Source organism: Candidatus Polarisedimenticolia bacterium, from assembly GCA_036001465.1.
GTDB lineage: Bacteria > Acidobacteriota > Polarisedimenticolia > Gp22-AA2 > Gp22-AA2 > Gp22-AA3.
On the sequence record DASYUH010000037.1, the window covers coordinates 70,906 to 94,984 of the forward strand.

Below are 24,079 nucleotides of genomic sequence, written 5' to 3' on the forward strand. Positions count from 1 at the left end.
GCCGCGAGGCTGACGTGGGAGAGGGAGCAAGGAAGGGCGTCCGGTTTCTTCTGATCGTGCTGGTTCTGGCGGCGCTCGCGGGAGGGCTCTACCTGTACCGGGACCTCCTGCCCGGGCTGCACCCTCCCGGGAAGGCCCCCCTCCCGGCGCCGGCGGAGACTCCGACCCCGGCCGAGCTGCCGCCGCCGGTCCTGACGGGCGAGCCCGAGCCGGGGCCGCCCCCGGCCCCCGCCGGCGCCGTCGCGACCCTGGTGGGCATCGAGCGGTCGGTCAAGGCCAGGCGGGCCGCCGACCTCGCCTGGGAGGACGCCAGGCAGCCGATGCCTCTGTACGAGGACGACGCCGTGCGCACCTTCGATCGGTCGTCGGCCACCATCGCGTTCGGCCCGGACGATCAGCTCGAGGTGGACCAGAACGCCCTGGTCATCATCAAGCCCCGCTCCGGGCGCGCGGGGGAGTCGGAGATCTCCCTGGCGCTCCTGTCGAGCGACTTCCTGGACAGCCTGGCGTCGAAACCGGCCTCCGAGCAGGCGAAGGCCATCCAGGTGGCGGCCGCCAGGCGGCAGATCACCATCCGCCCGGGCGCGTCGGGCGGGACGACACGTGTGGCGCTGCGCACCATGCCCGATCAGACCACCAGCGTGTCGGCGCTCGCCGGGTCGCTCCGGATCCAGGGTCCGCGCGGCGGCGAGGTCGTCCTGAAGGAGAAGATGGTGACGCGGGTCACGGACCAGGGAATCCTCGCGCCCCGCCTCCTGCCGGGGAGCCCCAATCCAATCTTCCCCGACGACGGAGCGACCTACGCGTTCGCCAAGCGGATGCCCCAGGTTGAATTGAGGTGGAGCGCGGCCGACCGCGCGCGCGCCTACCGCCTGATCGTGGCGACGGAGCCGTCGTTCAAGCGGGTCTTCGCCGACGAAAAGGTCGCGGGCACGTCCTTCCGGGTGCGCGTCCAGCAGCCCGGGACGTACTACTGGCGCGTCCGCGCGCAGGACGAAGACGGCTTCGCCGGACCGTACAGCGCGGTCCGATCGGTCAAGGCGGTCTTCGACGAATCGCCGCCGCCGCTGTCGATCCTGTCGCCGCCGGAGATGTTCGTCTCGCCGACGCCGAGCGTGGAGCTCAAGGGGCGCACCGAGCGGGAGGCGCGCGTCAGGGTCAACGGGCAGAAGGTCAAGGTCGCTGCGGACGGCACCTTCGTGTTTCCCCTCGTGCTGAAGGAAGGGGTGAACCTGGTCACCGTCGAAGCGATGGATCCGGCCGGCAACTCGGAGTACGGCAAGAGGCTCATCACCTACAAGGGATCGAAGCGGGCGACCGCCGCGATCGGGAACTGAAGCGTGCGGGGAACGGTGCGGGGGGGCGCGCAGGAGCGATGAGCAGGCTGGGGCTGCGGGCCAAGCTCATGATCGCCATGTTCGTCATCATCGCCGTGTCGATCGGCATGGTGGCGAGCCAGGCGGTCCTGCTGTTCCAGCAGGACAAGTCCTCCTACATCTTCGACCTCAACGCCTCGCGCGCCATCCGCATCTCCGACGAGATCCAGGCGAACGTGCGCCACCTGACGGAGAAGATGCGCATCTTCGCCGAGGCGGCGCGCCTGCCCGTGCCGGAGGGGACCGACCGGCGCGGCATGCTGTCGGCCATGCTGCGGCAGTATCCCGAGTTCCTCCTGTTCAGCGTCATGGAGAACGACGGCGCGCTGCGGAACGTGTTCCTGTCTCGGGCGCTCGGCGACGCGGGGCTCTCGGTGGAGACGATCCACGCCGCCTACCGGGCCGCCCTGGCGTCCGGAAACGGCGTGGGGGCCGAGCGGCCGGTCGTGGCCCGCCTCGGCCTGTCGGCGAAGCTGCCGACCGTCACGCTGGCGGTGCGCGCCCCGGCGTCACCCGGGACGGCGCCGGACGCGGGCGCAGCCGATGCGGGCGCGCCGGCGGACGCGCGAGGCCCGGTCCTGGTGGCGGAATTCCCGCTCAACCGGCTCTACGCGACGGGCGGCGAGTCGAAGCTCTTCGAGATCTACGTCACGGATCAGGGCGGCAAGCCGCTGGTCGCCGTCGCGGAGGGCCGCGACCTGCCGGGCGGGCAGCCCGGCGCCGGGGCGCCCGGCTTCACCGACCTGCTCCCGGTCAAGGCCACGACCGCCGGCACGCGCGAGTACGCAGCGGCCGGGGTGCCGATGCTCGCGGCCTACGCCCCGGTCGGCGACCTGGGGCTGTGGACGATCGTGCAGATTCCGAAGGCGCGGGCGTTCGAGGCGGCCCGCCGCCTGGTGACCCGCTCGCTCGTGATCGCCGGAATCGTCGGCCTGGGCGCGCTCGCCCTGGTGTTCCTGTTCGCCTCCTCGCTCACGCGCTCCCTCGTCGCGCTGACGCGCGCCACCGAGCAGATCGGCCAGGGCCAGTTCCAGGTGCAGGTCGCGACCGCCGGGGGGGGCGAAATCGCCGCGCTCGCCATGCGCTTCCAGCGCATGACCGAGGAGCTGTCGGCGCGCGAAAAGGCGCTCAAGGAAGCCAACCTGCGTCTCATGGAGTCGGAGAAGATGAGCGCCCTGGGGCAGCTCGGGGCCGGGATCGCGCACGAGGTCAAGAACCCGCTCACGTCGATCAAAGGGTACGCCCAGATGGGGCAGAGGAAGGTGCCGCACGATCACCCGCTGGCCCAGTACTTCCGCACCATCGACAAGGAGACCGAGCGCTCTCTCGAAATCCTGAAGAACCTCCTGCGCTTCGCGCGCCAGGAGACCGCCGAGATGAGCGTCATCGACCTCAACGCGGTCGTCTCCGACACCGTGAGGCTCGTGACGCACCAGCTGATGATGAAGAACGTCAGGGTCGAGGCCCGCCTGTGCGAGCGGCCCCTGCAGGTCATGGGCAACGCCAACCAGATGGAGCAGGTCCTCCTCAACCTGTGCATGAACGCGGGGGACGCCATGGAGGGGAAGGGGGGAGGCACGATCACCGTGCTCACCGACGCTCCGGTCGCGGGGACGGCCCGCATCCGCGTGGCGGACACGGGCAGCGGCATCCCGCCGGACGTCGTGAGCAAGATCTTCGATCCATTCTTCACCACCAAGCCGGTCGGCAAGGGGACCGGGCTCGGCCTGTCGGTCTCGTACGGCATCGTCAAGGAGCACAAGGGGGAGATCGGGGTCGAGAGCCGAATCGGCGAGGGGACCACCTTCACCATCAGGATCCCGCTGGCCCAGCCGACGGCCGGCTCCGCCGCGGCGCCGGAGCCGGCTCCGCCCCGGGAGAAGCGCGTGCGGGTCATCAACCTGCGCTGAGGAGACCATGGACGTCTGCAACGTGCTGGTCATCGACGACGACCCGAACATCCGGAACCTCCTGACCGAGCTGCTGGCGGGGCGGCAGGACATCCTGCTTTTCGTTGCCGGGAGCGGGCCGGAGGCGGTCAAGCACTTCGCGGCAAACCGGGTGGACGTCGTCCTGACCGACATCCACATGCCGGGCTTCACGGGACTCGAGCTGATGGCCGACATGAAGAAGATCAACTTCAAGCCCGAGATCCTGGTCATGACGGCCAACGCCACCCCGGAAAGCGTCGAAACCTCCCGGAAGCTCGGCGCCCGGAGCGTCATTCTCAAGCCGTTCGACGATCTCGAGGTCATCGAGTCCGAGATCAACAAGGCGATGGCCGCCGCGCGGGCGGCGCGCGGAGCCGGCCATGCTCCGGGTGCCGTTCAGCCGAGCGCCGCCCCCTCCGCCGCCGCGAAGCCCGCGCCCCCGGTCTCCGAGCCGCTGCCCGATTTCGACGCCTGGAACGGGGAGCTGACGGGCAACGACACCCCGGTGGTCCCGCCGTCCCCGGGCGCCGCGCGCCCGGCCCCCGCGCCGATCGCGGTGGCGCCGGCTACGGCCGCCACCCTGCGCCCCGCGCCGAAGCCGCCCGCTGTACAGTCCCCGGAAGCGCCCGCGTCCCCGGCGCCGCCTCCGCAGGCCGCACCGCTGCGCCCTGCGTCCGGCCAGGGGCTGCGTGCCGTGCCGAAGCCCGCGGCGGCGGCCCGCGCGGGACAGGCCCCGCACCTGGTCGAAGCGCCACACCCGCCCGACATCCCTCCCCGCGCTCCGGCCGCAACCCCGGCCCCGGCGCCGCGCGCTCCGGCGGTCGCTCCTGCGCCCGCGCCGCATGCTCCGGCCGCAGCTCGGGCCTCCGCGCCGCCGCAGGCCCATGCCGCACCGGCGCCCGCGTCGCATCCCGCGGGCGCCGTGTCGCACGTCGCGGAGGAGAATCACCAGCCGGCGAGGGTCCCGGCGGCAGCGGACCCGCCCCATCATGAGGAGACGGTCCCCGACATCCCGCCCGCCCTGGAGAGCATCTTCCGCACGGCGGCCCGCTTCGATACGGGAAAGCTCCGCATGCAGGTGCCGATCGTCTGCCTTCAGACCTGGGAGGAGAAGGGGGCGACCGCCGCGCTCCGCCGGCTGGCCACCTCGCTGCAGAGGGAGTTCTGCGTCTGGTCGGTGGGGAAGGGCCTGGTGAAGGAGAACGGGCAGTCGATGGGGGACATCTACCGCGAGCCCGGGCGCGCGCTCGAGTTCATTCGCCGCCACAAGGGGAACGGGCTCTATGTCTTCGCCGACTTCCGTTCCTGTCTGGAGGACAAGGCGGTGGTCAGGCTCCTGCGCGAGATGGTGATGGATCTGGAGACGGCGCGATCGATGCTGGTCCTCATGGCGCCACGCCTGCCGGCCCCGCCCGAACTGCAGCCGGTGTGCGCCGCCTTCGACTGGCCGGCAGGGGGGCCCGTCGATCCCCTGGCGCTCTACGAGGAAGTGGCCGAGGACGTGGCCGCGGCGACCGGGCTAGGCCTCGATCTGCCCGGGGCGGACCGCGAGGCGCTGCTGCAGCTGATCAAGGACATGCCGGCCGGCCGCGCGCGCTTCGAGATCGCCCGCGCCCTGATGGCGCGCGCCAGGTAGACGCTCCCGGCGTTCACTCCGCGGGACCGAGCGCCACCGAGATGTCGTCGACCGGAATCCTGTCCCGCAGATTGTCGATCAGGAGGCGCAGCAGCCTTTCGAGCGCCCCCTGCAGGAGGCGGGCCCGCTGACCCGGCGGGTAGTCGGCGACGTTGGCGAGCAGGATGCGCCGATCGATCCGGCCCTCGGGATCGACGGCGATCTCCTTCAGGAGCTCGGCCTTGTCGAACGACGCATCGCGCAGGAGCTTGCGCAGGCGGGGCAGGTCCCCGGGAGCGGTGGCCGAGGCCCGCTCCAGGAGCATGGAGATGGCGCCGCCGTACTGCCCGATCGTCCGATCCAGGGCCTCGTCGTCCGACTGCGGCGCCTCGTGACGGGCCTTGGCCGGATCGAGCGCCAGGAGCTGGATGCGGACGAGCCCGGCCGACAGCAGGACGTGCAGGGCCTGCCAGGTCTCGAACTCGCCCCGGCGGGCCATGACGACGATGTCGCGGACCGTGCGCCGTCCGTCCACCAGCGACAGGACCACCGTCTCGAAGTCGGACAGGCTCAAGGAGCGCGCCATCTCGGCGGTCGACTTCAGAGGTGCGAGGACCACACGGTCGTTCTGGATCTTCTCCTTGACGCGGGACCACTCGTCCAGGCGGCGCGTGCCTTCCATGATGAGATTCATGACGTTGATGTCGAGGGCGATCTTCTCGCTGGCAGGGGGGCCTTCCCGGAACTCGAACTGTCCCTCCCTCCAGTGGAACAGGGAGTAGACGATCTCCTTGATCTGGCCCTGCACGGCGTTCCACATCTCGGACGGGGTCAGGGCCCCGATCCGGATGAGCGCCTTGCCGAGGCGATCCGGCGTCCCGACCATCGGCGACGCCTGCTGGATCTGCGCCGCGCTGACCGCGCCGCGGGCCAGGAGGAAGGCCCCGAGGCGATCCCCGGGCATGCTCGAGCGCGCGAAGACGATCTCGCCGTCCTCCCACTCGACGGATTTCGTGGCTCCGGGCTGCAGGCAGCGCAGGATGCCGCTCTTGTGGTTGGTGCTGATCATCAGCAGGATATCGGGAAGCGGAAAGGCCCGCAGATCTCCCGAGAGGACCGGCGCGCTCATGGGTGAACCCGAGGAAGAACTGCGGCATCCTAGCACGATTTTCGGGGCGGCCCGGCCGGCCCGATACTCGGACAGGCTCCTGGCCCCTATAATCGGCGGCTGACGAAAGGACTCGATGGCGGTCGAATCGACCATTCCCCTCCTGCCCGCGCCCCGCACCACGCCGCCGCGCACGGCGATCGGCCGCTGGATGACGGCGGGGGAGCGCCTGTCCGAGCCGAAGCCGAACGGCGGCGCGGCGCATCCCTGGTACAAGGTCCTGTGGCTGACCGGGGTGGACTACTTCTCGACGCTCGGCTATCAGCCGGGGATCGCGCTTCTGGCCGCCGGCGCGCTGGCGCCGGCGGCGACATCCATCCTGGTGCTGGTGACCCTCCTGGGCGCGGTGCCGGTGTACGCCGAGGTGGCGCGCCGCTCGTACGCCGGGCAGGGGTCGATCGCCATGCTCGAAGCGCTCCTCCCCGAATGGTCCGGCAAGATCTTCGTCCTGGCCCTGCTGGGCTTCGCGGCCACCGACTTCGTGATCACCATGACGCTGTCCGCGGCCGACGCCGCGCAGCACGCGGTCGAGAACCCGCTCCTGCACCCGTTTCTCGGCGAGCACCGCCTCTCACTGACCCTCGCGCTCCTCCTGCTCCTGGCGACCGTTTTCATCATCGGATTCAGGGAGGCGATCCGGGTCGCGATGGTCGTCGCCGTCCCGTACATCGGCCTGAACCTGGTCGTGCTCCTGCGCGGCCTCGCGGAGATCGTGATGCGGCCGGAGGTCGTCGGCGCCTGGCGCGCCGATCTGGCGGTGCACGGAGACGGGACGGCGCTGTTTCTCGCCGCGGCCCTGGTCTTTCCGCGGCTGGCCCTCGGTCTCTCCGGCTTCGAGACCGGCGTGTCGGTCATGCCGCTCGTCCAGGGCGGCGCAGAAGACGCGACCTCCGCCGTGCCGCACGGGCGGATCCACGCCACGCGCCGCCTGCTTCTCGCGGCGGCCCTGATCATGTGCGGCATGCTGCTGCTGTCGAGCGTGGTCACCACGCTCCTGATCCCGGCCGAGGCGTACGACCAGGGGGGCCCGGCGTCCGGGCGCGCCATCGCCTACCTGGCCCACGGGCTCCTGGGGAGCGGCTTCGGGACGCTCTACGACCTGTGGACCATCGCCATCCTGTGGTTCGCCGGGGCCTCGGCCATGGCGGGGCTCCTCAACCTGCTCCCGCGCTACCTGCCGCGTTTCGGCATGGCGCCGCAGTGGACCGAGTACCGGCGGCCGCTCGTCCTGATCCTGTTCGTGGTGAGCGTCGTGGTGACCCTGATCTTCGGCGCCAGGGTGGAGGCGCAGGCCGGCGCCTATGCCACCGGCGTCCTGGCCCTGATCCTCTCGGCGGCGGTCGCGGTGGCCCTGACCCTCTGGAAAGAGTTCCGCCACGGCGGGAGGGGCGTGGCGCGAGCGCGCACCCTCGGCCTCTGCCTGTTCTTCTGGGTGGTCACGGCCGTGTTCACCTTCACCTTCATCGACAACGTCATCAGCCGTCCGGACGGCGTGATCATCGCCAGCGTCTTCATCCTGGGGATCATGGTCATCGGGGCGGTGAGCCGGTGGCTGCGCTCGACCGAGCTGCGCGTGTCGGAGATCCGCTTCGTGGACGACGAGTCGGCGGCCCGCTGGAGCGCCATGACCGGCAAGAAGGTGAACCTCGTCCCGGTGCGCTCGCGGCTGGCCGCCGCCAAGGAGCGCAAGGCGGCCGACCTCCGCCGGCACTACGCCGTGACCGGCCCGCTCGCCTTCCTGCACATCCATTTTCTCGACGATCGCAGCGAGTTCCTGGCGCCCCTGCGCATCAAGGTGACCCAGGCCGGGGAGGACTTCGTCATCCACGTCTACGGCGCGGTGTCGATCGCCAACACCATCGCCTATGTCAGCGAGCTGCTCGATCCGATCCGTCTGTTCCTCAGCCTCACCGGCGAGAACCAGATGGTGCAGGCGCTCCGCTATCTCGTGTGGGGCGAGGGGGAGATCGGCATCATGGTCTACCGGATCCTGCTGCGCTACTGGGAATGGACGACCGGCGAGGAGGACGTCCGCCCGCTGATCTTCCTGATGCGGGAGTAAGGGCCTCTCGTCACGCGATCGTCACCGGAACGCCTTCCGGCGCGCACCGAACCGTCACACCCTGACTGCGGGCCGCTTCCGGCGAGGTGCCGGAGACTATAATCGCCCCGCCCGGCAGGCATCACGGGGACGCCGCAACATGCCGCAGACGATTCTGGTGGTGGACGACGAGCGGGACATCGTCGAGCTTCTGCGCTACAACCTGGCGCAGGCGGGTTACCGCGTGGTGTCGGCATCGGACGGCCGGCAGGCCGTGGAGATCGCCGGCCGCGAGCACCCCGACCTCATCGTCCTCGACCTCATGCTGCCGGTGATGCCGGGGTCCGAGGTGGCCCGGGCCCTGAAGCAGGACGAGAAGACGCGGGCCATCCCGATCCTCATGCTGACGGCGCGCGGCGAGGAGGTCGATCGCGTCGTCGGCTTCGAGCTGGGCGCTGACGACTACGTCGTCAAGCCGTTCTCGCCGCGCGAGCTGGTGCTGCGCGTGCAGGCGATCCTCAGGCGCGACGACAAGGAGACCCCCGGCGAGCGCATCGTCCACGATCCGCTGGTCATCGACGTCGGGGCCCACATCGTCCGCCTGAAGAACCGGGAGATCACTCTCACCGCCACCGAGTTCAAGCTGCTGCACCGTCTGGCGCGGCGCCCCGGCCGGGCCTACAGCCGCGACCAGCTCCTGTCGGATGTCTGGGGCTATGGCGGCGAGGTGGAGACCCGCACGGTCGACACCCACATGAAGCGCCTGCGCGCCAAGCTGGGCCCGGTCGGCGAGTGGATCGAGACGGTGCGCGGCGTGGGCTACCGTTTCCGGCCCGCCGGCCACCGGGCCGACGACTGAAGCAAGGATGATTCCCTGAGAATCCAGCACCGTCTCACGCTCTCGTTCGTCGCGGTCGCGGGGCTGTCCTCCCTCATCGCGGGCGTTCTCCTCAATCGTGCCGTCGAGAGGCGCGTCGTCGATCAGATTGCCTCGAAGCTCGCGCGGGAGGCCCGCCTCGCGGGGGACCTCCTGCGCTCGGAGCCCGATCCGGGTGAGGCCGCCGATCGGCTGGCGGACCGCCTCGGGCGGGACCTCGGAGTGCGCATCACCGTCATCGATGCGGGCGGCACGGTCCTCGGCGACACCGAGCTCGACGCCGCCGGGCTGAGGGGAGTCGAGAACCACGCCGGCCGATCCGAGATCAGGGAGGCGATGCGCTCCGGCGTCGGGCGCGCGGTGCGTCGCAGCAGCACCCTGGCCGCCGACCTCCTGTACCTGGCCGCACGGATCGACCCCGGGGATCCCGCGCGCGGCGTCGTCCGCCTGGCCGTGCCCCTCACTTCGGTGCACGAGGCCCAGGAGGAGATCCGGACGCCGATCATCCTGGGGGCTATCGTCTCGATCCTGGCGGCAGCGGCGCTCGGCTGGCTCGTCGCCCGGAACCCGGCCCGGCGCATCGAGGCGATGTCGCGCACCGCCTCGGAGTTCGCCGACGGACGGACGGGCGTCCGGGCCGCGGCCGGCGGCGCCGACGAGATCACCGTGCTGGCGCGCTCGCTCAACCGCATGGCCGAGGAGCTCGAGCATCGCCTCGTCCTCCTGGAGCGGGAGAGGAGCCAGCTGCGCACCGTGCTCGAGGGGATGGTCGAGGGGGTCGTCCTGACCGACCCGACCGGTCGGATCCTCGTGGCCAACGAGGCCTTCCGGAGGATTTTCGACGCGCTTCTTCCCGTCGAAGGGAGCCTGCCGCTCGAGACCGCGCGCGTGCCGGCGCTGCAGGAGGCCATCGAGGCGGCCCTGCTGGCGGATGGTGCCCTGACCCGCGAAATCGCCCTGGGCGGCGCGCAGGACAAGGTGATCCAAGCCAGTCTCGCCGCCATCCTGGAGTCGGGGAGGACCATCGGGGCGGTCGCCGTGTTCCACGACGTGACCGAGCTGAAGCGGCTGGAGCGCGTGCGGAGCGAGTTCGTCGCCAACGTGTCGCACGAGCTGCGCACTCCACTCACAGCGATCAAGGGATATGCCGAGACGCTGCGGGACGGCGGACTGCGCGATGCCGAGGCGGCGGCCGGGTTCGTCCAGGTGATCCACCGCCATGCCGAGAGGCTGCGCGCCCTCATCGAGGATCTGCTCGACCTGGCGGCGGTCGAGCAGAACCAGGCGCGCATCTCGCTCGCCCCCGTCTCGCTGCGCGACGTCGTCTCCCAGGCCGAGGCGGTCACCCGCCCCGCCGCCGCGGGCAGGCGGCACACCGTGACGGTGGATGTTCCCGGCGACCTCCCGCGGGTCCAGGCCGATCGGGATCGTCTGGCGCAGATCCTGATCAACCTCCTGGACAACGCGGTCAAGTTCACGCCCGAGGGGGGGCGTATCGACGTGTCGGCCCGGCCCGCGCCGGGTCGGGTGATCGTGTCGATCAAGGACAACGGAGTCGGCATCCCCCCGGAGGACATCGGCCGGATCTTCGAGCGCTTCTACCGCGTCGACCGCGCCCGCGGCCGCCGCGAGGGAGGCACCGGGCTGGGCCTGGCCATCGCCAAGCACCTCACCCTGGCGATGGGGGGGGCCATCGAGGTCGAGAGCCTTCCCGGCTCGGGGACGACGTTCCACCTTTCCTTCCCGGCTGCCTGAAGCGTTCCTCACCAACCTGTCATGCCATCGCCATTCTGCGGGCGGTTCGTCACCGGACTGTCACGGGATGGACGAGTTCTCGTGACCTGTTCGCGACATCCTCGGGGCGATCCTGGCGCCATGGGGGCCGCCGGGCTCGAACCGGAGGGACCAGACGATGCGAACACGAACTGCGGGAGCGCTCCTGGGCCTGCTCCTGGCCGCTGCGGCCGCACCCGCCCTGGCGCAGGATCAGAACCAGTGGGGCTACGACAAGGGGTTCTTCTTCAGGACCTCGAATTTCGAGCTGAAGATCTCCACCCGCACGCAGTTCCGCTACACCTACACGATGACCGACGAGAACTCGCTGACCGACGACAACGGCGCCTTCAACCTGCCACGCACGCGCCTGCGCCTGGACGGCTTCGCCTTCTACCCGTGGCTGAAGTACAAGGTGCAGTACGACTTCACCGGCCAGACGTACACCACTGCGACGAGCGTCGCGGTGCCGGGGACCGTCCCAGCGACCGTCTCCCTGTCGAACAAGCGCGGCCCCGACCTGCGGGACCTCTATTTCGACCTGACCCGTCACCCATGGACCTCGGTGCGCCTGGGGCAGTTCAAGGCCCCGCTCGGCATCCAGGAGCTGACCTCCTCGGGAGACCAGGAGTTCGTGGATCGCTCGATCGCCTCCGAGTCGTTCGCGCCGTCGCGGCAGCAGGGGGCGATGCTCTGGGGAACCTCGTACGCCAAGAAGTTCGGATACGAGGCGGGGGTGTTCAACGGAAACGCCCGCAACGTGACCGCCAACGACAATACGGGCTACATGTACGTCGGCCGCGTCCATTGGGACCCGATGGGCGAGTACAAGCTCTCCGAGTCGTCGGTGGACCACCCCGAAAAGCCGCTGTGGACGATCGGCGCCTCGTACATGCTGAGCACCACCGAGGCGAGCCTGCTCAAGACCGCCGAGGAGCTGTCGCAGGACACCCTGGAAGGGTTCTTCGCCTTCAAGCTCAAGCGGCTGTTCGTCCTGGCGGACTACTACGCCCGCACGCAGGAGCAGGCCGGCACCGCGCCCGATGTCGACTCGTCGGGCGCCATCGCCCAGGTCGGCTTTTTCCTGGTGCCGCGCAAGGTCGAGATCGCCGCGCGCTGGAGCGAGCTCGATCCGGACACCGACGTGGATGACAACGTCCAGACCGAGTCTCGGATCGGCTTCGGCTACTACTTCAGCAAGCACGAGCTGAAGTTCCAGGCGGATTACGGGCAGATCAAGAACGAGGCCTCGGCGACGGACGAGAAGACGAACCAGTTCCGCGCCCAACTGCAGGTGGTGTTCTGAGGCTCCGGCCGGCCGTCACACAACCGTCACACAGCCGTCACCGAATGGATGCCGAGCTGGACGAAACTGAACAAGAGAACAGACAAAGGAGAAACCGGATGAACACGCGAAGAATTCTGGCCGTCGCCGCGGCCTGGACGATGGGCGCGGCAGGCCTGGCGGGGCCGCTCCTGGCGGCTGAGACGATCACGGTCAAGGGCTCGGATACGATGGTGATCCTGGGACAGCGATGGGCCGAGGAGTACATGAAGGCGAACAAGGACGTCACCATCCAGGTGACCGGCGGCGGCTCGGGCACCGGCATCGCCGCACTCATCAACGGCACCACCACCCTGGCGAACTCCAGCCGACCGATCAAGGCGGAGGAGAAGGAGGCGGCGAAGAAGAACGGCTCCGACGTCATCGAATTCAAGACGGCGATGGACGCCCTGGCGGTGGTGGTCAACGCCGACAACCCGATCAATCACCTGACCATGCAGCAGATCGGCAAGATCTACACCGGCTACATCAACAACTGGAAGCAGGTCGGCGGTCCCGACAAGAGGATTCTTCGATACACTCGCGAATCGAACAGCGGGACCTATGTCTTCTTCAAAGAGCACGTCCTGAACAACCGGGACTACGCCGCCGACGCGCAGACCATGCCGGGGACCAGCGCCGTCGCGGAGGCGGTGTCCAAGGACGCCGCGGGCATCGGCTTCGGCGGTGTGGCATACTTCGCCGACAATCCGAAACTCAGGATTCTGAAGATCGCGAAGGACGACAAGAGCGAGCCGATCTCCCCGCTGCTCACCGGCGGGAAGATCAATTTCGAGGTCGTCTGGAGCCAGACCTACCCGATCTCGCGCTACCTGTACGTCTATTCAGCCGGCCAGCCGAAGGGGGCGGCCAAGGCGTACCTCGACTGGATCCTCGGTCCCGTGGGGCAGCAGATCGTCGAGAAGATCGAGTACGTCCCGATGCCGGGGCATGCCGGATCGGAGCGGACCGCCGCGAATTGATCGCGGCTCGGGGCTGGAATTGAAGAGCAGCGGCACGGGGACGGAACCCGGCAGGAACGGGTCCGTCCCCATTCATCTGTCCATGGACCTCCGGGAGGATCGCGTGTCCGCCAGTCCGGAGATCGAAGAGCCGGTCCACGCCGCCCCGCGCCGGGAGGAGGCGGGTCCCGCGCCACGGCGCCGGCGCGGCCGGCTCATGGAGTTCCTCATCGAGTCGTTCCTGCTGGTGAACGGCTTCGTCGCGATCGCCGCCATTTCCCTGATCTTCCTGTTCCTGTTCAAGGAGGGGATCCAGGCGTTCCGGACGATTCCTGCATCCCATTTCCTCCAGGGACGGGAGCTCGACTTCGACAACGTGCCGCAGACCGTCATGATGTGGCAGCCGGTCGGCCAGAACCCCAAGTACTCGCTCGTCCCGCTGCTCCTGGGAAGCTTTCTGGTCGCCCTGCCGGCCACAATGATCGCCACTCTGTTCGGTGTGGCCTGCGGGGTCTACCTGGCCGAGGTCGCCGGCAAGCGGACCCGTGAGGTCATCAAGCCGTCCATCGAGCTCCTGGCCGGCGTGCCATCGGTCGTCATCGGCTTCTTCTGCCTGGCGACCCTGGCAACCCTGCTGCAGAACACGCTGCACACCACATTCCGGCTGAATGCGATGGTCGGGGCGATCGGTGTGTCGCTCGTCATCGTCCCCGTGATCGCCACCATGACCGACGATGCCCTGCGCGCCGTGCCGGCGTACCTGCGCGAGGGGGCGCACGCCCTGGGCGCCAACCGCTGGGAGACCATCACGCGCGTCGTGGTCCCCGCGGGGGCATCGGGGCTGGTGGCCGCGATCCTGCTCGGGATGGGGCGGGCCCTGGGGGAAACGATGATCGTCCTGATGGCGACCGGCAATGCCGCCCAGGTCACCCTCAACCCGTTCGACAGCGTGCGGACGATGACGGCGACGATCGCCGCCGAGCTGGGGGCCGTGCCGCAGGGAGGGGAGCAGTACCGCGCCCTCTTCCTGGTCGGGTCAATCCTGTTCACCATCACCTTCCTGATCAACCTGGTGGCCGAGATCGCGGTCGCGCGCATGCGCAAGCGGCTGGCCCTGTGAAGCGCCGGCTCATCGAGACGATCGCCCTGGCGCTGCTGCGCGGCATCGCCCTGGCGGTGCTCCTGGCCACGGTCCTGCTGATCGGCTCGATCGTCCGGGGCGGTATCGGCGTCGTCTCCTGGGAATTCCTGGCGTCCGCGCCGACGGAAGGGATGACGCACGGCGGCATCTTCCCGGCGATCTTCGGGACGATCTGCATCACCCTGCTGATGATCGTCATGGCGCTGCCGCTCGGGGTCTGCGCCGCCATCTACATGGTGGAGTATGCCGGCGCCTCCGGCCTGGCCCGGGTCATCCGCGCCTCGGTGAACAACCTGGCCGGAGTTCCTTCGATCGTCTTCGGGCTGTTCGGGGTCGGGTTCTTCATTCTTTTCGTAGGGCGGTCGATCGACGGCGTGCGCGGAGGGGCGCTCCTGTTCGGCCAGCCGGCGATGCTCTGGGCCGCCGCCACCCTGGCGGTCCTGGTGCTGCCGGTGATCATAGTCAACACCGCGGAGGCGCTCACCGCCGTGCCGCGGAGCCACCGCGAGGCCTCCTTCGCCCTCGGAGCGACGCGCTGGCAGACGGTCAGCCGGGTCGTGCTGCCGCAGGCCCGGGCTGGCATCCTGACCGGTTCCATCCTGTCGATCAGCCGCGGGGCGGGGGAGACGGCGCCGATCCTGTTCACCGGCTGCGCCTACTTCCTGCCGCGCCTGCCGATCGTCCATCTGTCGATCCCGTTCACGGAACTGTCGATCCCGATGGTGAACCCGCTCGACCAGTTCATGGAACTCTCGTACCATATCTTCATCATGGCGACCCAGAGCACCGACGCCGCTCTGACCCGGCCGATCCAGTACGGCACCACGCTGGTACTCGTGGGACTGACATTTGTTCTGAACCTGGCGGCCATTTCCCTGCGCGTCCGTTACCGCAGGGGACTGGAGACCCGGTGAGGCCCGCCATGGTGGCGGCACCGCGCCCGTCGCGACAGGCGCGGGCGGGGGCCGATCCGGCCAAGGTGGCGTTTCGGGACGTGAGCTTCTCCTACCCCGGTCGCCAGGCCCTGAACGGCATCACGCTCGACGTCCCCGAGAAGCGCGTGACCGCCATCATCGGCCCCTCGGGATGCGGCAAATCGACGCTCATCAAGTCGATCAACCGCATCGCCGAGATCGGCACAGAAGTGAAGGTGGAAGGCCGGGTCGCCATCGACGGCCGGGACGTCTACGAGCCCGGGATCGACCTGGTCGACCTGAGGCGCCGGGTCGGGATGCTCTTCCAGAAGCCGAACCCGTTCCCGAAGTCGATCTTCGAGAACGTCGCCTTCGGCCCGCGCATCCATGGCGTCGTCCGGTCGGCGGACCTGGATCAGGTGGTCGAGCGGAGCCTCAACCAGGCAGCCCTGTGGGACGAGGTCAAGGACCGCCTGTCCACCTCGGCCCTGGAGCTCTCCGGTGGCCAGCAGCAGCGACTCTGCCTGGCGCGCGTGCTGGCGGTCGATCCGGAGATGATCCTGATGGACGAGCCGTGCTCCGCCCTCGACCCGATCTCGACCGCGCGCATCGAGGAGCTCATCGAGGAGCTGCGCGAGCGCTACACCGTCGTCATCGTCACGCACAACATGCAACAGGCGGCGCGGGTTTCGGACAGGACGGCGTTCCTGCTGAACGGCCAGCTCGTCGAGGTGGACGACACGGAGAGAATCTTCACCACGCCGGCCGATCGGCGGACCGAGGACTACATCACGGGGCGGTTCGGATGACGCAGCACACCAGCCGGCACTACGAGCAGGAGCTGCAGGTCCTGAAGGAAAAGGTCCTGCTCCTGGGGGGCAAGGTCGAGGAGATGATCGCCTCGGCGATGAAGTCCCTTCTCGATCGCAAGCCGGACCTGGCGCGGCGCGTCATCGGCGCCGACCGGGCGGTGGATTCGGGAGAGCTGGAGATCGACCACCTGTGCCTCAGCCTCCTGGCGCTCCGCCAGCCGGCCGCCTCGGACCTCAGGTTCATCGCGACGGCTCTCAAGATTGTCACCGACCTCGAGCGCATCGGCGACCTGGCGGTCAACATCGCCGAGCGCTCGATCGAGCTGAGCGAGGAGCCCCCCCTCAAGCCGTACATCGACATCCCGCGCATGGCGTCCGCGGCCTCGGCGATGGTCAGCAAGGCACTGGACGCCTTCGTGAAGCGCGAGCCCGCGCTGGCGCGCGAGGTCTTGCAGGCGGATCAGGCGGTGGACGAGCTGAACATGCAGCTGTTCCGCGAGCTTCTGACGTACATGATCGAAGAGCCGAAGAACATCAGCCGGGCGCTGCGCATCACCTTCATCGCCAAATACCTCGAGCGCGTCGCCGATCACGGCACCAACATCGCCCAGATGGTCATCTTCATGTGCGAGGGGCGTGACGTCCGGCATCCTGGCGCGCAGGAGAGCGGGGGGAGCGCCCCGTAGCTTGGAGGTTTCAGGGTCCGGTTCTTCCCTCCAGCAAGGGACCGTTTTCTAGCCGAGCCGGCGCAGGATGCGCGGCGGCATATGGAAGACCAGTCGTCCCGCGCCGGGACGAGGCACGCCCTCGAAGTCGATCCGGCAGAGCCCCCCCTTCTTGAACTCGATCGGCAGGTCGGCGCGTGGATCGAGGAGCATCGCCGCCGCCAGGCGCCCCAGATCCGGCTCGTGGCCGACCAGCAGGACCGCCGCGTCGGCTGGGACCTGCGACAGCGCGGCGAAGACCCCCCCGGACCCGCCCCCGGGCGACAGGGGACGCAGGGCGCGCAGGGGCGGCCGGGGACGGAACAAGGGAACGACGATGCGGGCCGTCTGGCGCGCGCGCACAAGGGGGGAGCTCAGGACCAGATCGAGGCGCAGACCGAGCGCGCGCAGCCCGCGCGCGGCGCGCGCCATCCTGCGGGCGCCCGTCCCGGTGAGGGGCCGGTCGGCGTCCACCGGGTACTGCTCCGGATCGCGGGGCTCGGCGATGGCGTGACGGAGCAGGTAGACCTGCATCGCGGCCGCGAGTCGACGGGAATCAGTCCCGGCCGGGCGCCCGCGCCGCGCGGGCCGGCGCCTCGCCGGTATCGGGATGGACGACGGACTCGACCGGACTGTCTTCCTCGGCCTCAAACAGGAGCGGGCGCAGGCGATCCAGGCTGGTGGAGAGGGCCCGCATCCGGCGGTCGTCCAGAAGCGCCTGCACCGGGCGGCGCATGCGCGCCTGGATCTCCTCGATGCCGAGCGTGGCGTCCACGGTGATGAAGTCGAACTCGCGCGCCATCCTGTTGTATTCGCGGATGAGCCGCCACTGGTACTTGCGGAACGACTCGTACAGATCGGTCCCGAGATGCATGTCCATCCCGGCTTCCCAGTAATCGATGCCGCGGGTGCGCAGGATGCGGGGGACCAGGGTGTCGGCGTCGATCTTGAGATAGAGGGTCAGGTCCGGGACGAGCGCGAAGCCGAACACGTTCCGGATCCAGGCCGGGTCCGCTCCGCGCACGATGCTGCGGGCGAACGCCGTGAACACGTACCGGTCGGCCAGGACCACGAACCCGGAGCGCAGAGCCGGCAGGACGATCTTCTCCAGGCGATCGGCGAAATCGGTGGCGTACAGCAGGGTGAAGGTGAGGCGGTCCAGGTTGTGGCCGGCCTTGGCCGCCCCGATCGTCTCCGACATCAGCTCCGAGCGCGTCCAGCCGGTCTCGATGACGCCGTACCCCTGCACCTCCAGCCATTCCTTCAGGAGACCCACCTGGGTCGAGCGCCCGACGCCGTCGGTCCCCTCGATGGTGATCAGGGTCCCCTTCAGATCCTCGATGCCTGTGTAGGCGAGGCCGTGGCCCAGGTACCTCGCCGCTTCCTTGCCGGGTCTCATGATGCCTCCGCCAGGCTCGACTCGTTGTAGAGCCGGGCCACGATGGATCTCACCTGTTGCTGCTGGCTGTCGATGCTGCGGGTGCCGTCGATCACCTTGAAGCCGTACTCGCCGGTCATCCGATCGTACTCCTCGATGACGCGCCCCTGGAACAGGCGGAAGCTCTCGACCGGGTCCGGGCTCAGGCCCAGGTCCATGCCGGCCTCGTAGAACTTGATCTTGGCGCGCGTGCCCAGGATCCGGTCGACCGCCACGTCGATGGGCACCCGGAAGTAGAATGCGGCGTCCGGCTTCACGGCGAAGGAATAGAGATCGCGGACCCAGCGCGGATCGACGCCGCGGGAAATGTCGCGCGCGAACGCGGTATAGATGTACCGGTCCGCCAGGACCGTGGTCCCCGCCTTCAGATACGGGATGATCCGGTACGTGAGCCGGTCGGCGAAATCGGTGGCGTGCAGGAGGCTGAAGGTGGTCGGCGTGAGGAGGTTCTTTTTCTTGCCGCGCTTGGTCGCCTGCCGGACGAGGTCCGACGAGTTCCACTCGGTGAATACAACCTGATGCCCGCGCGCCTCGAGCCACTTGTGCAATAGCTTGATCTGCGTGCTCTTGCCCGAGCCGTCAATCCCTTCGACCACGATGAGCTTGCCACGTCTGAGCAAGCGACTGCTGGGCGGCACGCGCTCTCCTGCCATGTTGAAGATGTCCGAGTATACGAGGTCTACCCCGGTCCTGTGTGACAAAAGTGTGACAAGAGCGTGACGGGGGATCAAATCCACGGGAGTGCGGGAGGATAACTCCTGGATTTTCGGTATGATCCACCCATGCGGCGGATGGCCGGCCCGAAGGACATGAATCGACGCGGAGACCGGGCCCCCGATGGAGGAGCCGACCTCGCCCGGCAGATTCTCGCGGCGCGCGGCGCGGACGTCGTCGAGGCCCGGCGGCGGGTGTCGCGGCGGGGGAGCGACGCGTCGATCCACGACCTGCGCGTCGCCACGCGCCGGCTGCAGGCCGCCCTGGAGGTCTTCGGCCCCCGGCTCCCCGAGCGGCCGCTGCGACGGCTCGATCGGCGCGCGCGCCGGATCCGGCGGCAGCTGGGGCAGGCGCGGAACGCCCGGGTCCTCCGGACCCTTCTGCGCCGGCTCCGCGTGCCTCAGGACGGCGACGAGAGTCGGCTCGTGACCGCCCTCGTCCGTCGCCTCGATCGTCCGGCCCGCCAGGGGCGCAGGGACCTCCGGCTTCTTCCCGGGATCAGGAAGAGAATCCACACGCTCCTCCAGGCACTCTCCGAGCGTCCCGAGCGCTCCGTCGCTCCGGCCGGGCGACCGGGAGGCCGCGCCACGCCGACCGCGGCGGCCCTGCCAGACCGCGTCGAAGCCGTGGCGCGCGCCGCCAGGCTGGCAGGAGACGGCGACCCTGAATCGATGCACCGGCTGCGCATCGCCATCAAGCGCTATCGGTACGTGCTCGAGGTCCTTTCGGAAGCCGGCGCCCCCGCGCTGCAACCGTCGATCCACAGGGCCCGGGCACTGCAGCGCGAGCTCGGCCGCCTGCACGATCTCGACATCCTCATCGAATGGGTGCGCGGCGCCGCGCGCGTTCCGGCCGCCTCGGCCTTCCCGCGCCGGCTCGTCCGCCTGCGCGGCCGCCAGGCGGCGAAGGTGCAGCGCCGGCTGGCGCGCTTCCGTCCCGCCGGCGTGAGCGGGGCCCGGAGGACGGCGGCATGAAACCGGCCGTTCTCGGCGTCGTGGACATCGGCTCCAACACGATTCGCTCGCTGATCGTCGAGGCCCTGCCGGATGGGGCGTGGCGCGTCCTGGACGACGAGCGCGAGATGGCCCGGCTGGCAGCCGGACTGACCCGGCAGGGGCGGCTGACCCGCGAGGCGATGCGGCGCGCCGTGGCGGCGCTCAAGAGGATGGCGGAAATCGCCCGAGCGCGGGGCGTCGAGCGCCTGGTGGTCGTCGCGACGAGCGCCATCCGGAACGCCGCCAATCGCCGGCAGTTCGTGGACCGGGTCCGGGCCGAGACGGGGGTGCGCGTGCGCGTCATCTCGGAGGAGGAGGAGGCCGAGCTGGCGTTCGAGAGCGCGACGCGCAGCTTCGACCTCGCGGACCGCCCCTGCGCCGTGGCCGACGTCGGCGGCGGCAGCTCCGAGGTGATCCTCGCCCTGGGCAGCCACATCCAGCAGGTCCACTCGCTGCGCCTCGGGTCGGTGGCCCTGACGGAGGACTTCCTGCGGTCGGACCCGGTCAGGCGGCGGGAGTTCAAGGCGATGCGACGGGAGGTCCGCCGGCGCATCGAGGCCTCCCGCATGGAGGCCGATCCGCCACCGCAGTTCCTGATCGCGTCGGGCGGCACCGCCGCCGCGGTGGCCCAGATGGCGATGTCCCGGCAGGGGCTCGCCGGCCGGCCGGTCCAGGGCTTCGAGATGACGCAGGCGGAGCTCCTGCACCTGCACCAGGCGCTGCTCCGCCGTGGCCTGGCCGAGCGCCGGGCGATGCCGGGGCTCTCGCCCGATCGCGCCGACATCATCATCGCCGGCGTGACCATTCTCTACGAGCTGATGGCCCACCTGCGCGTCAACGTGCTGCGGGTGAGCGCCCAGGGGATCCGCCACGCTCTTCTGGGCCGGATGATCGCGCGGCGCTTCCGCACCGCGTCCCCGCCCTCCCGCCCGCAGCGCCTGGCGTCGGCGGAGGCCTTCGCGCGCTCGCTGCGCTTCGAGGAGGCGCACGGCTTTCAGGTTCAGCGGCTCGCCGTGTCGATCTTCGACCAGGTCGCCGCACGGCTCGGGCTCGACCCGAGCGGGCGCGACCTCCTGTCCGCCGCGGCGCTTCTGCACGACGTCGGCTACGTCGTCGGGTTCCGCGGCCACCACCGGCACACCTACCGGCTGATCGCCCACGCCCCGCTCGACGGGTTCACGCCGCGCGAGCGCGAGATCGTCGCCCTGGTGGCGCGCTACCACCGCCGCGCCGGCCCCAGGAAGAAGCACCGGGCCTGGGCGGCCCTCGGCCGGGACGATCGCCGCCTGGTCAGCCAACTGGCCGCCGTCCTGCGCATCGCCGACGCGCTGGACCGGCGCCACTCGCAGCGCCTGAAGGAGATCCGCTGCCGGGTGATGAAGAGCCGCGCGCGCTTCGCCGCCCTGTCGAGCTTCGACCTGGGGGTCGAGCTGCACGCCGCCGAGGAGAAATCGAACCTGTTCCGCAAGGTCTTCGATCGCGACATCGCGTTCGTGACCGCGCGCGCCGGGGCGTCCGTTCGCCCCCGGTCGGCCGGTCGCGCCCGCGCCTCGTCCACGAAGCTCCGGCTGGTCCGCCGCCTCTCGGCCTGAACGGATGAAGGGCAGGGGCCACCCGCGCGCGCCGACCTCAGTGCCGCGGGTCGGATTGCAGGAGCGCCCGGACGTCGCGCGGCGGGATGGAGCCGAACGAGAGCAGGCGCTCGTTATAGGCGCGCAGATCGAAGCGGTCCCCCTCGCGCAGCCGCGCCTCGCGCAAGATGTCCGACAGCTCCAGCGAGCCGACGAAGTAGGTGCTCAGCTGCGTGGACGACACCTTGGCGCGCCGCAGCTTGCCGCGCGCCTCCGCCTCTTCCTGAAACCCCAGCCGCTGCAGGAGATCGAGACCGAAGCGGTCCGCCTCCTCGTCGGTCATGGCGCCGGTGTGCAGCGCCGCGTCGAGGACGGCGTTGAGCGGGACGCGCAGCCGCTGCTTGATGTGGATGAGCAGGTTCTCCGGCTCCCCCTCGGCGTAGCCCTGCTCGAACATCATCCTCTCGGCCTCGACGGCCCACCCCTCGGCGAACGTGCCGGACGAGAAGATCTTCTTGTATACCGTCGCGAAGGGGGACCCCAGGGCGTACCAGTACTGCACGTAGTGACCGGGGAAGGCCTCGTGGATGGTCAGTCCCTGCAGGGCGTAGTGGTTGTACTCGCGCAGGAAGGACTCTTCCGCGGCCCGGTCTTTCTCGGGCGAGCCGCCGCGCGGCACCGAGGAGATCCAGAACGACTTCTTCAGCTCCGGCTCGAGGATCGGCGGCGGGTTGAAGAACGCCACCGCCAGGCCGTCCAGGAAGCCGGGCGTCGGCTCGACGACGAAGTTGTCGCGGTCGGGAGGGAGCGTGAGAAGTCCGCGGGCCCGGATGAACCCCTTGATCCGCTCGATCGCCCGCAGGGTGTCCCGGAACAGCGTCTCGCGGGTGGAGTGTCTCGTGCAGACCTCGTCCAGGACCTCCCGAACGACCGGATTGATCAGGTCATCCCCGCGTTCCTCGTGCCGGTGGCCGGGATGGAGCGCCCGGTGGAGCGGCCGGGCGACCTCCAGCATGAGCCGGCGGTCGGACTCGATCTGCGCCTCGGCCCGATGCAGGATCTCGTCCGGCGACAGATCGGACTGGAGCGTGTGCCTCAGCTTCCGCGTCCAGAGGTCCCGCCCGAGCCGCCAGTCGCCGTTCGACCGCGGCAGGAGATCGCTTCGGAGCCACTCCTGGAAGCTCCTGAGCGCCCGGAGGACACGGGCGTTTTCGCGCTCCAGCTCCTCGCGGATCGCCGGGGCCCGGGGAAACAGGGGAGGCGCCGTCCGCTCGAAGAAGGCGATGTTGCCGGCATGCGTGTCGAGCACCATTTCGGTCGTCACCCGCGGCGGGTTGTCGAGGTTGGCCCTGGCGGTCTCGAGGAAGCGCGGGATCTGCCGCATGCGCGACAGGAGCGCCCCCAGGCGCTCCGGCCACAGGGGCGATTCCGGCTCGAGGAGCGTCAGGTAGAGCGTCGAGGTCCCCAGGAGGTCCTCGTAGCTCTGCGGATTGCGCGCATGCGGCCGCAGCTCCGTCAGGGAGAACAGCGACGCCTCGACGTCGTTTCGGACGAGCTGATAGTCGATGCGGGCGCTGACCGACAGCCGCCCCGGATCGACGGCCATGAGCTCCGACCGGAACCGCCGCGCCAGGTCGACCTTCGAGGCGATCCCTCCCGCCGACAGATCGTCCAGGAGGCCGTCGTGATCGTGGAGACCGATCACGGTCGCGGTCGAGGGGTAGGCCCGCATGGACTCGGCGAGATAGCGATCGGCGATGACGTAGAAGGCGCGATCGGCCCCCTGCGCCGAGGCGGGGATCCCCCCGGGAAAGAGGGACCGGGGTCGCGCCGCCTCGATCATGCCGTCGTCCTCTCGATCGGGAGGGGAGCTGGCGGAGAGGGTGGGATTCGAACCCACGTGGGACGGTTTAGGCCCCAACCCGCTTTCGAGGCGGGCCCGTTGCGACCACTTCGGTACCTCTCCGCGCATCACTTTATCATCGCCCCCGCGGCGAGCGCCAGCGAGCCGTTACGCATGAGCTGTGCCGAGGGACACGCGCCGAGCGACACGGCCCGAGCCCTCTCATCCGGCTAGGCCGCTGCGCGCGTGCCTGAACTCCAAGACGCCGCCGGCCTCCCTCGCGCCGTCAACTCGAGCCGGTCATCGGGCCACAGGTTCATCTTGGCTCCGCGGGTCTGCGGCCAAGGGACCCGAGTAACTGAATGGCTCGGGCTTCTTCAGGGCTCGCGTGGAACAGAAGAGGCTGATCACCGAGGAACCTTGCCTCGAAGTCCGGGTCCCAGGGATATCGCTGCGCCGTGTCGGGCCAAATAAGCTGCAACGTGGGGAACGCCCAACCCTTGTAGAACCATGTCGCATGGCAGAGGATGTGCTGGTACCACGAGGCGTGCACAAGTCGGAAGGTGCACCTGTATTTCTCGATAATGTCTCCGTACTCCCGTTCGGGCTGGAATCGATGACCATCGCGCGCTTCCCGCCCCACGTGATTGATGAGCTGGTGCATCAAGTCGCCATCGAGCCCGAAAACAAGAATCTCCGGGTGCCCGAAGGTGTGGAAGAGCCCAATTGAGTAAGCCCAGCCGGGGTTCGCGCCGTCCGGCAAGACGATCTGCACGTGCCACCCATGGGTGTTGACGTCATAAATGGCCTTCCGGTCACTCTTGCTGAAATCACCGTCATATTCACACTTCATCGGTTACTCCCCCGAAGTGGCCCAAAA

At 69.5% G+C, this 24,079-nt stretch carries 20 protein-coding genes and 1 tRNA gene; 15 read left to right on the plus strand and 6 right to left on the minus strand.

The features are described from left to right. Positions 1-14: 14 nt before the first annotated feature. From VGV60_07585 to VGV60_07595, 3 genes are read left to right on the plus strand one after another with little or no spacing between them, the layout of a single operon-like run. Positions 15-1,337 carry a hypothetical protein gene (locus VGV60_07585; protein ID HEV8701117.1) on the plus strand — a complete coding sequence of 441 codons (1,323 nt, stop codon included), beginning with the start codon at positions 15-17 and terminating at the stop codon, positions 1,335-1,337. Positions 1,338-1,375: 38 nt separating this feature from the next. Beyond that, positions 1,376-3,286, plus strand: coding sequence for an ATP-binding protein (locus VGV60_07590; protein ID HEV8701118.1), 1,911 nt, complete (start codon positions 1,376-1,378; stop codon positions 3,284-3,286). 7 nt (positions 3,287-3,293) lie between these two features. Next, positions 3,294-4,943, plus strand: a complete 1,650-nt coding sequence (locus VGV60_07595; protein ID HEV8701119.1) for a response regulator — start codon at positions 3,294-3,296, stop codon at positions 4,941-4,943. A 13-nt stretch (positions 4,944-4,956) separates the two neighbouring features. Here the strand turns inward: VGV60_07595 and VGV60_07600 are convergent, their stop codons facing one another. Next, complete coding sequence (locus VGV60_07600; protein HEV8701120.1) at positions 4,957-6,051, minus strand: DUF4388 domain-containing protein; 1,095 nt, start codon at positions 6,049-6,051, stop codon at positions 4,957-4,959. Between the two features lie 115 nt (positions 6,052-6,166). On the opposite strand from VGV60_07600, the gene VGV60_07605 reads away from it, so the two are divergent. The 9 genes from VGV60_07605 to phoU all read left to right on the plus strand — a co-directional run bounded on the left by VGV60_07605 (position 6,167) and on the right by phoU (position 16,620). Further along, positions 6,167-8,152: a hypothetical protein gene (locus tag VGV60_07605; GenBank protein HEV8701121.1), complete on the plus strand. Its 1,986-nt coding sequence runs from the start codon at positions 6,167-6,169 to the stop codon at positions 8,150-8,152. 139 nt (positions 8,153-8,291) lie between these two features. Further along, positions 8,292-8,990, plus strand: coding sequence for a response regulator transcription factor (locus VGV60_07610; protein HEV8701122.1), 699 nt, complete (start codon positions 8,292-8,294; stop codon positions 8,988-8,990). Positions 8,991-9,230: 240 nt separating this feature from the next. Next, positions 9,231-10,763: an ATP-binding protein gene (locus tag VGV60_07615; GenBank protein HEV8701123.1), complete on the plus strand. Its 1,533-nt coding sequence runs from the start codon at positions 9,231-9,233 to the stop codon at positions 10,761-10,763. Positions 10,764-10,920: 157 nt separating this feature from the next. After that, positions 10,921-12,087: a porin gene (locus VGV60_07620; protein HEV8701124.1), complete on the plus strand. Its 1,167-nt coding sequence runs from the start codon at positions 10,921-10,923 to the stop codon at positions 12,085-12,087. A gap of 98 nt (positions 12,088-12,185) precedes the next feature. Then, the gene (locus tag VGV60_07625) at positions 12,186-13,088 is read left to right on the plus strand and encodes a PstS family phosphate ABC transporter substrate-binding protein (protein HEV8701125.1); all 903 of its coding nucleotides are present in this window, start codon (positions 12,186-12,188) and stop codon (positions 13,086-13,088) included. Positions 13,089-13,191: 103 nt separating this feature from the next. Beyond that, on the plus strand, positions 13,192-14,187 hold the full coding sequence (gene pstC / locus VGV60_07630) for a phosphate ABC transporter permease subunit PstC (protein HEV8701126.1): 996 nt from the start codon (positions 13,192-13,194) through the stop codon (positions 14,185-14,187). Next, complete coding sequence (gene pstA, locus VGV60_07635) at positions 14,184-15,122, plus strand: phosphate ABC transporter permease PstA (GenBank protein HEV8701127.1); 939 nt, start codon at positions 14,184-14,186, stop codon at positions 15,120-15,122. Before pstC ends, pstA begins: the two co-directional genes overlap by 4 nt. Before the next feature lie 8 nt (positions 15,123-15,130). Further along, the gene (gene pstB, locus VGV60_07640) at positions 15,131-15,931 is read left to right on the plus strand and encodes a phosphate ABC transporter ATP-binding protein PstB (GenBank protein HEV8701128.1); all 801 of its coding nucleotides are present in this window, start codon (positions 15,131-15,133) and stop codon (positions 15,929-15,931) included. After that, entirely contained in the window at positions 15,928-16,620 is a 693-nt protein-coding gene (phoU, locus tag VGV60_07645) for a phosphate signaling complex protein PhoU (GenBank protein HEV8701129.1), read from the plus strand. Before pstB ends, phoU begins: the two co-directional genes overlap by 4 nt. Before the next feature lie 48 nt (positions 16,621-16,668). Here phoU and sixA read toward each other — a convergent pair whose 3' ends face one another. Genes sixA through tmk form a run of 3 tightly spaced genes read right to left on the minus strand, consistent with a single transcriptional unit; the run spans position 16,669 to position 18,714 of the window. Beyond that, positions 16,669-17,172: a phosphohistidine phosphatase SixA gene (sixA, locus tag VGV60_07650; protein HEV8701130.1), complete on the minus strand. Its 504-nt coding sequence runs from the start codon at positions 17,170-17,172 to the stop codon at positions 16,669-16,671. A gap of 22 nt (positions 17,173-17,194) precedes the next feature. Then, on the minus strand, positions 17,195-18,037 hold the full coding sequence (locus VGV60_07655) for a thymidylate kinase (protein ID HEV8701131.1): 843 nt from the start codon (positions 18,035-18,037) through the stop codon (positions 17,195-17,197). Beyond that, positions 18,034-18,714, minus strand: a complete 681-nt coding sequence (gene tmk / locus VGV60_07660; protein ID HEV8701132.1) for a dTMP kinase — start codon at positions 18,712-18,714, stop codon at positions 18,034-18,036. The genes VGV60_07655 and tmk overlap by 4 nt, the downstream gene beginning before the upstream one ends. A 171-nt stretch (positions 18,715-18,885) precedes the next feature. Here tmk and VGV60_07665 point away from each other — a divergent pair, with 171 nt between their 5' ends. Both VGV60_07665 and VGV60_07670 read left to right on the plus strand, forming a co-directional pair. After that, positions 18,886-19,764 (plus strand): CHAD domain-containing protein, encoded by an 879-nt coding sequence (locus VGV60_07665; protein ID HEV8701133.1) that lies wholly within the window; start codon positions 18,886-18,888, stop codon positions 19,762-19,764. Beyond that, entirely contained in the window at positions 19,761-21,377 is a 1,617-nt protein-coding gene (locus tag VGV60_07670; GenBank protein ID HEV8701134.1) for a Ppx/GppA phosphatase family protein, read from the plus strand. Before VGV60_07665 ends, VGV60_07670 begins: the two co-directional genes overlap by 4 nt. A 37-nt stretch (positions 21,378-21,414) precedes the next feature. On the opposite strand, the gene VGV60_07675 is transcribed toward VGV60_07670, so the two are convergent. Both VGV60_07675 and VGV60_07680 read right to left on the minus strand, forming a co-directional pair. Then, a complete protein-coding gene (locus tag VGV60_07675) occupies positions 21,415-23,199 on the minus strand; it encodes a DUF885 domain-containing protein (GenBank protein ID HEV8701135.1) in 1,785 nt (594 codons plus the stop codon). A gap of 29 nt (positions 23,200-23,228) precedes the next feature. Next, positions 23,229-23,322 (minus strand) — tRNA-Ser (locus VGV60_07680). 394 nt (positions 23,323-23,716) lie between these two features. On the opposite strand from VGV60_07680, the gene VGV60_07685 reads away from it, so the two are divergent. Continuing rightward, positions 23,717-23,929 carry a hypothetical protein gene (locus VGV60_07685; protein ID HEV8701136.1) on the plus strand — a complete coding sequence of 71 codons (213 nt, stop codon included), beginning with the start codon at positions 23,717-23,719 and terminating at the stop codon, positions 23,927-23,929. Positions 23,930-24,079: the final 150 nt, after the last annotated feature.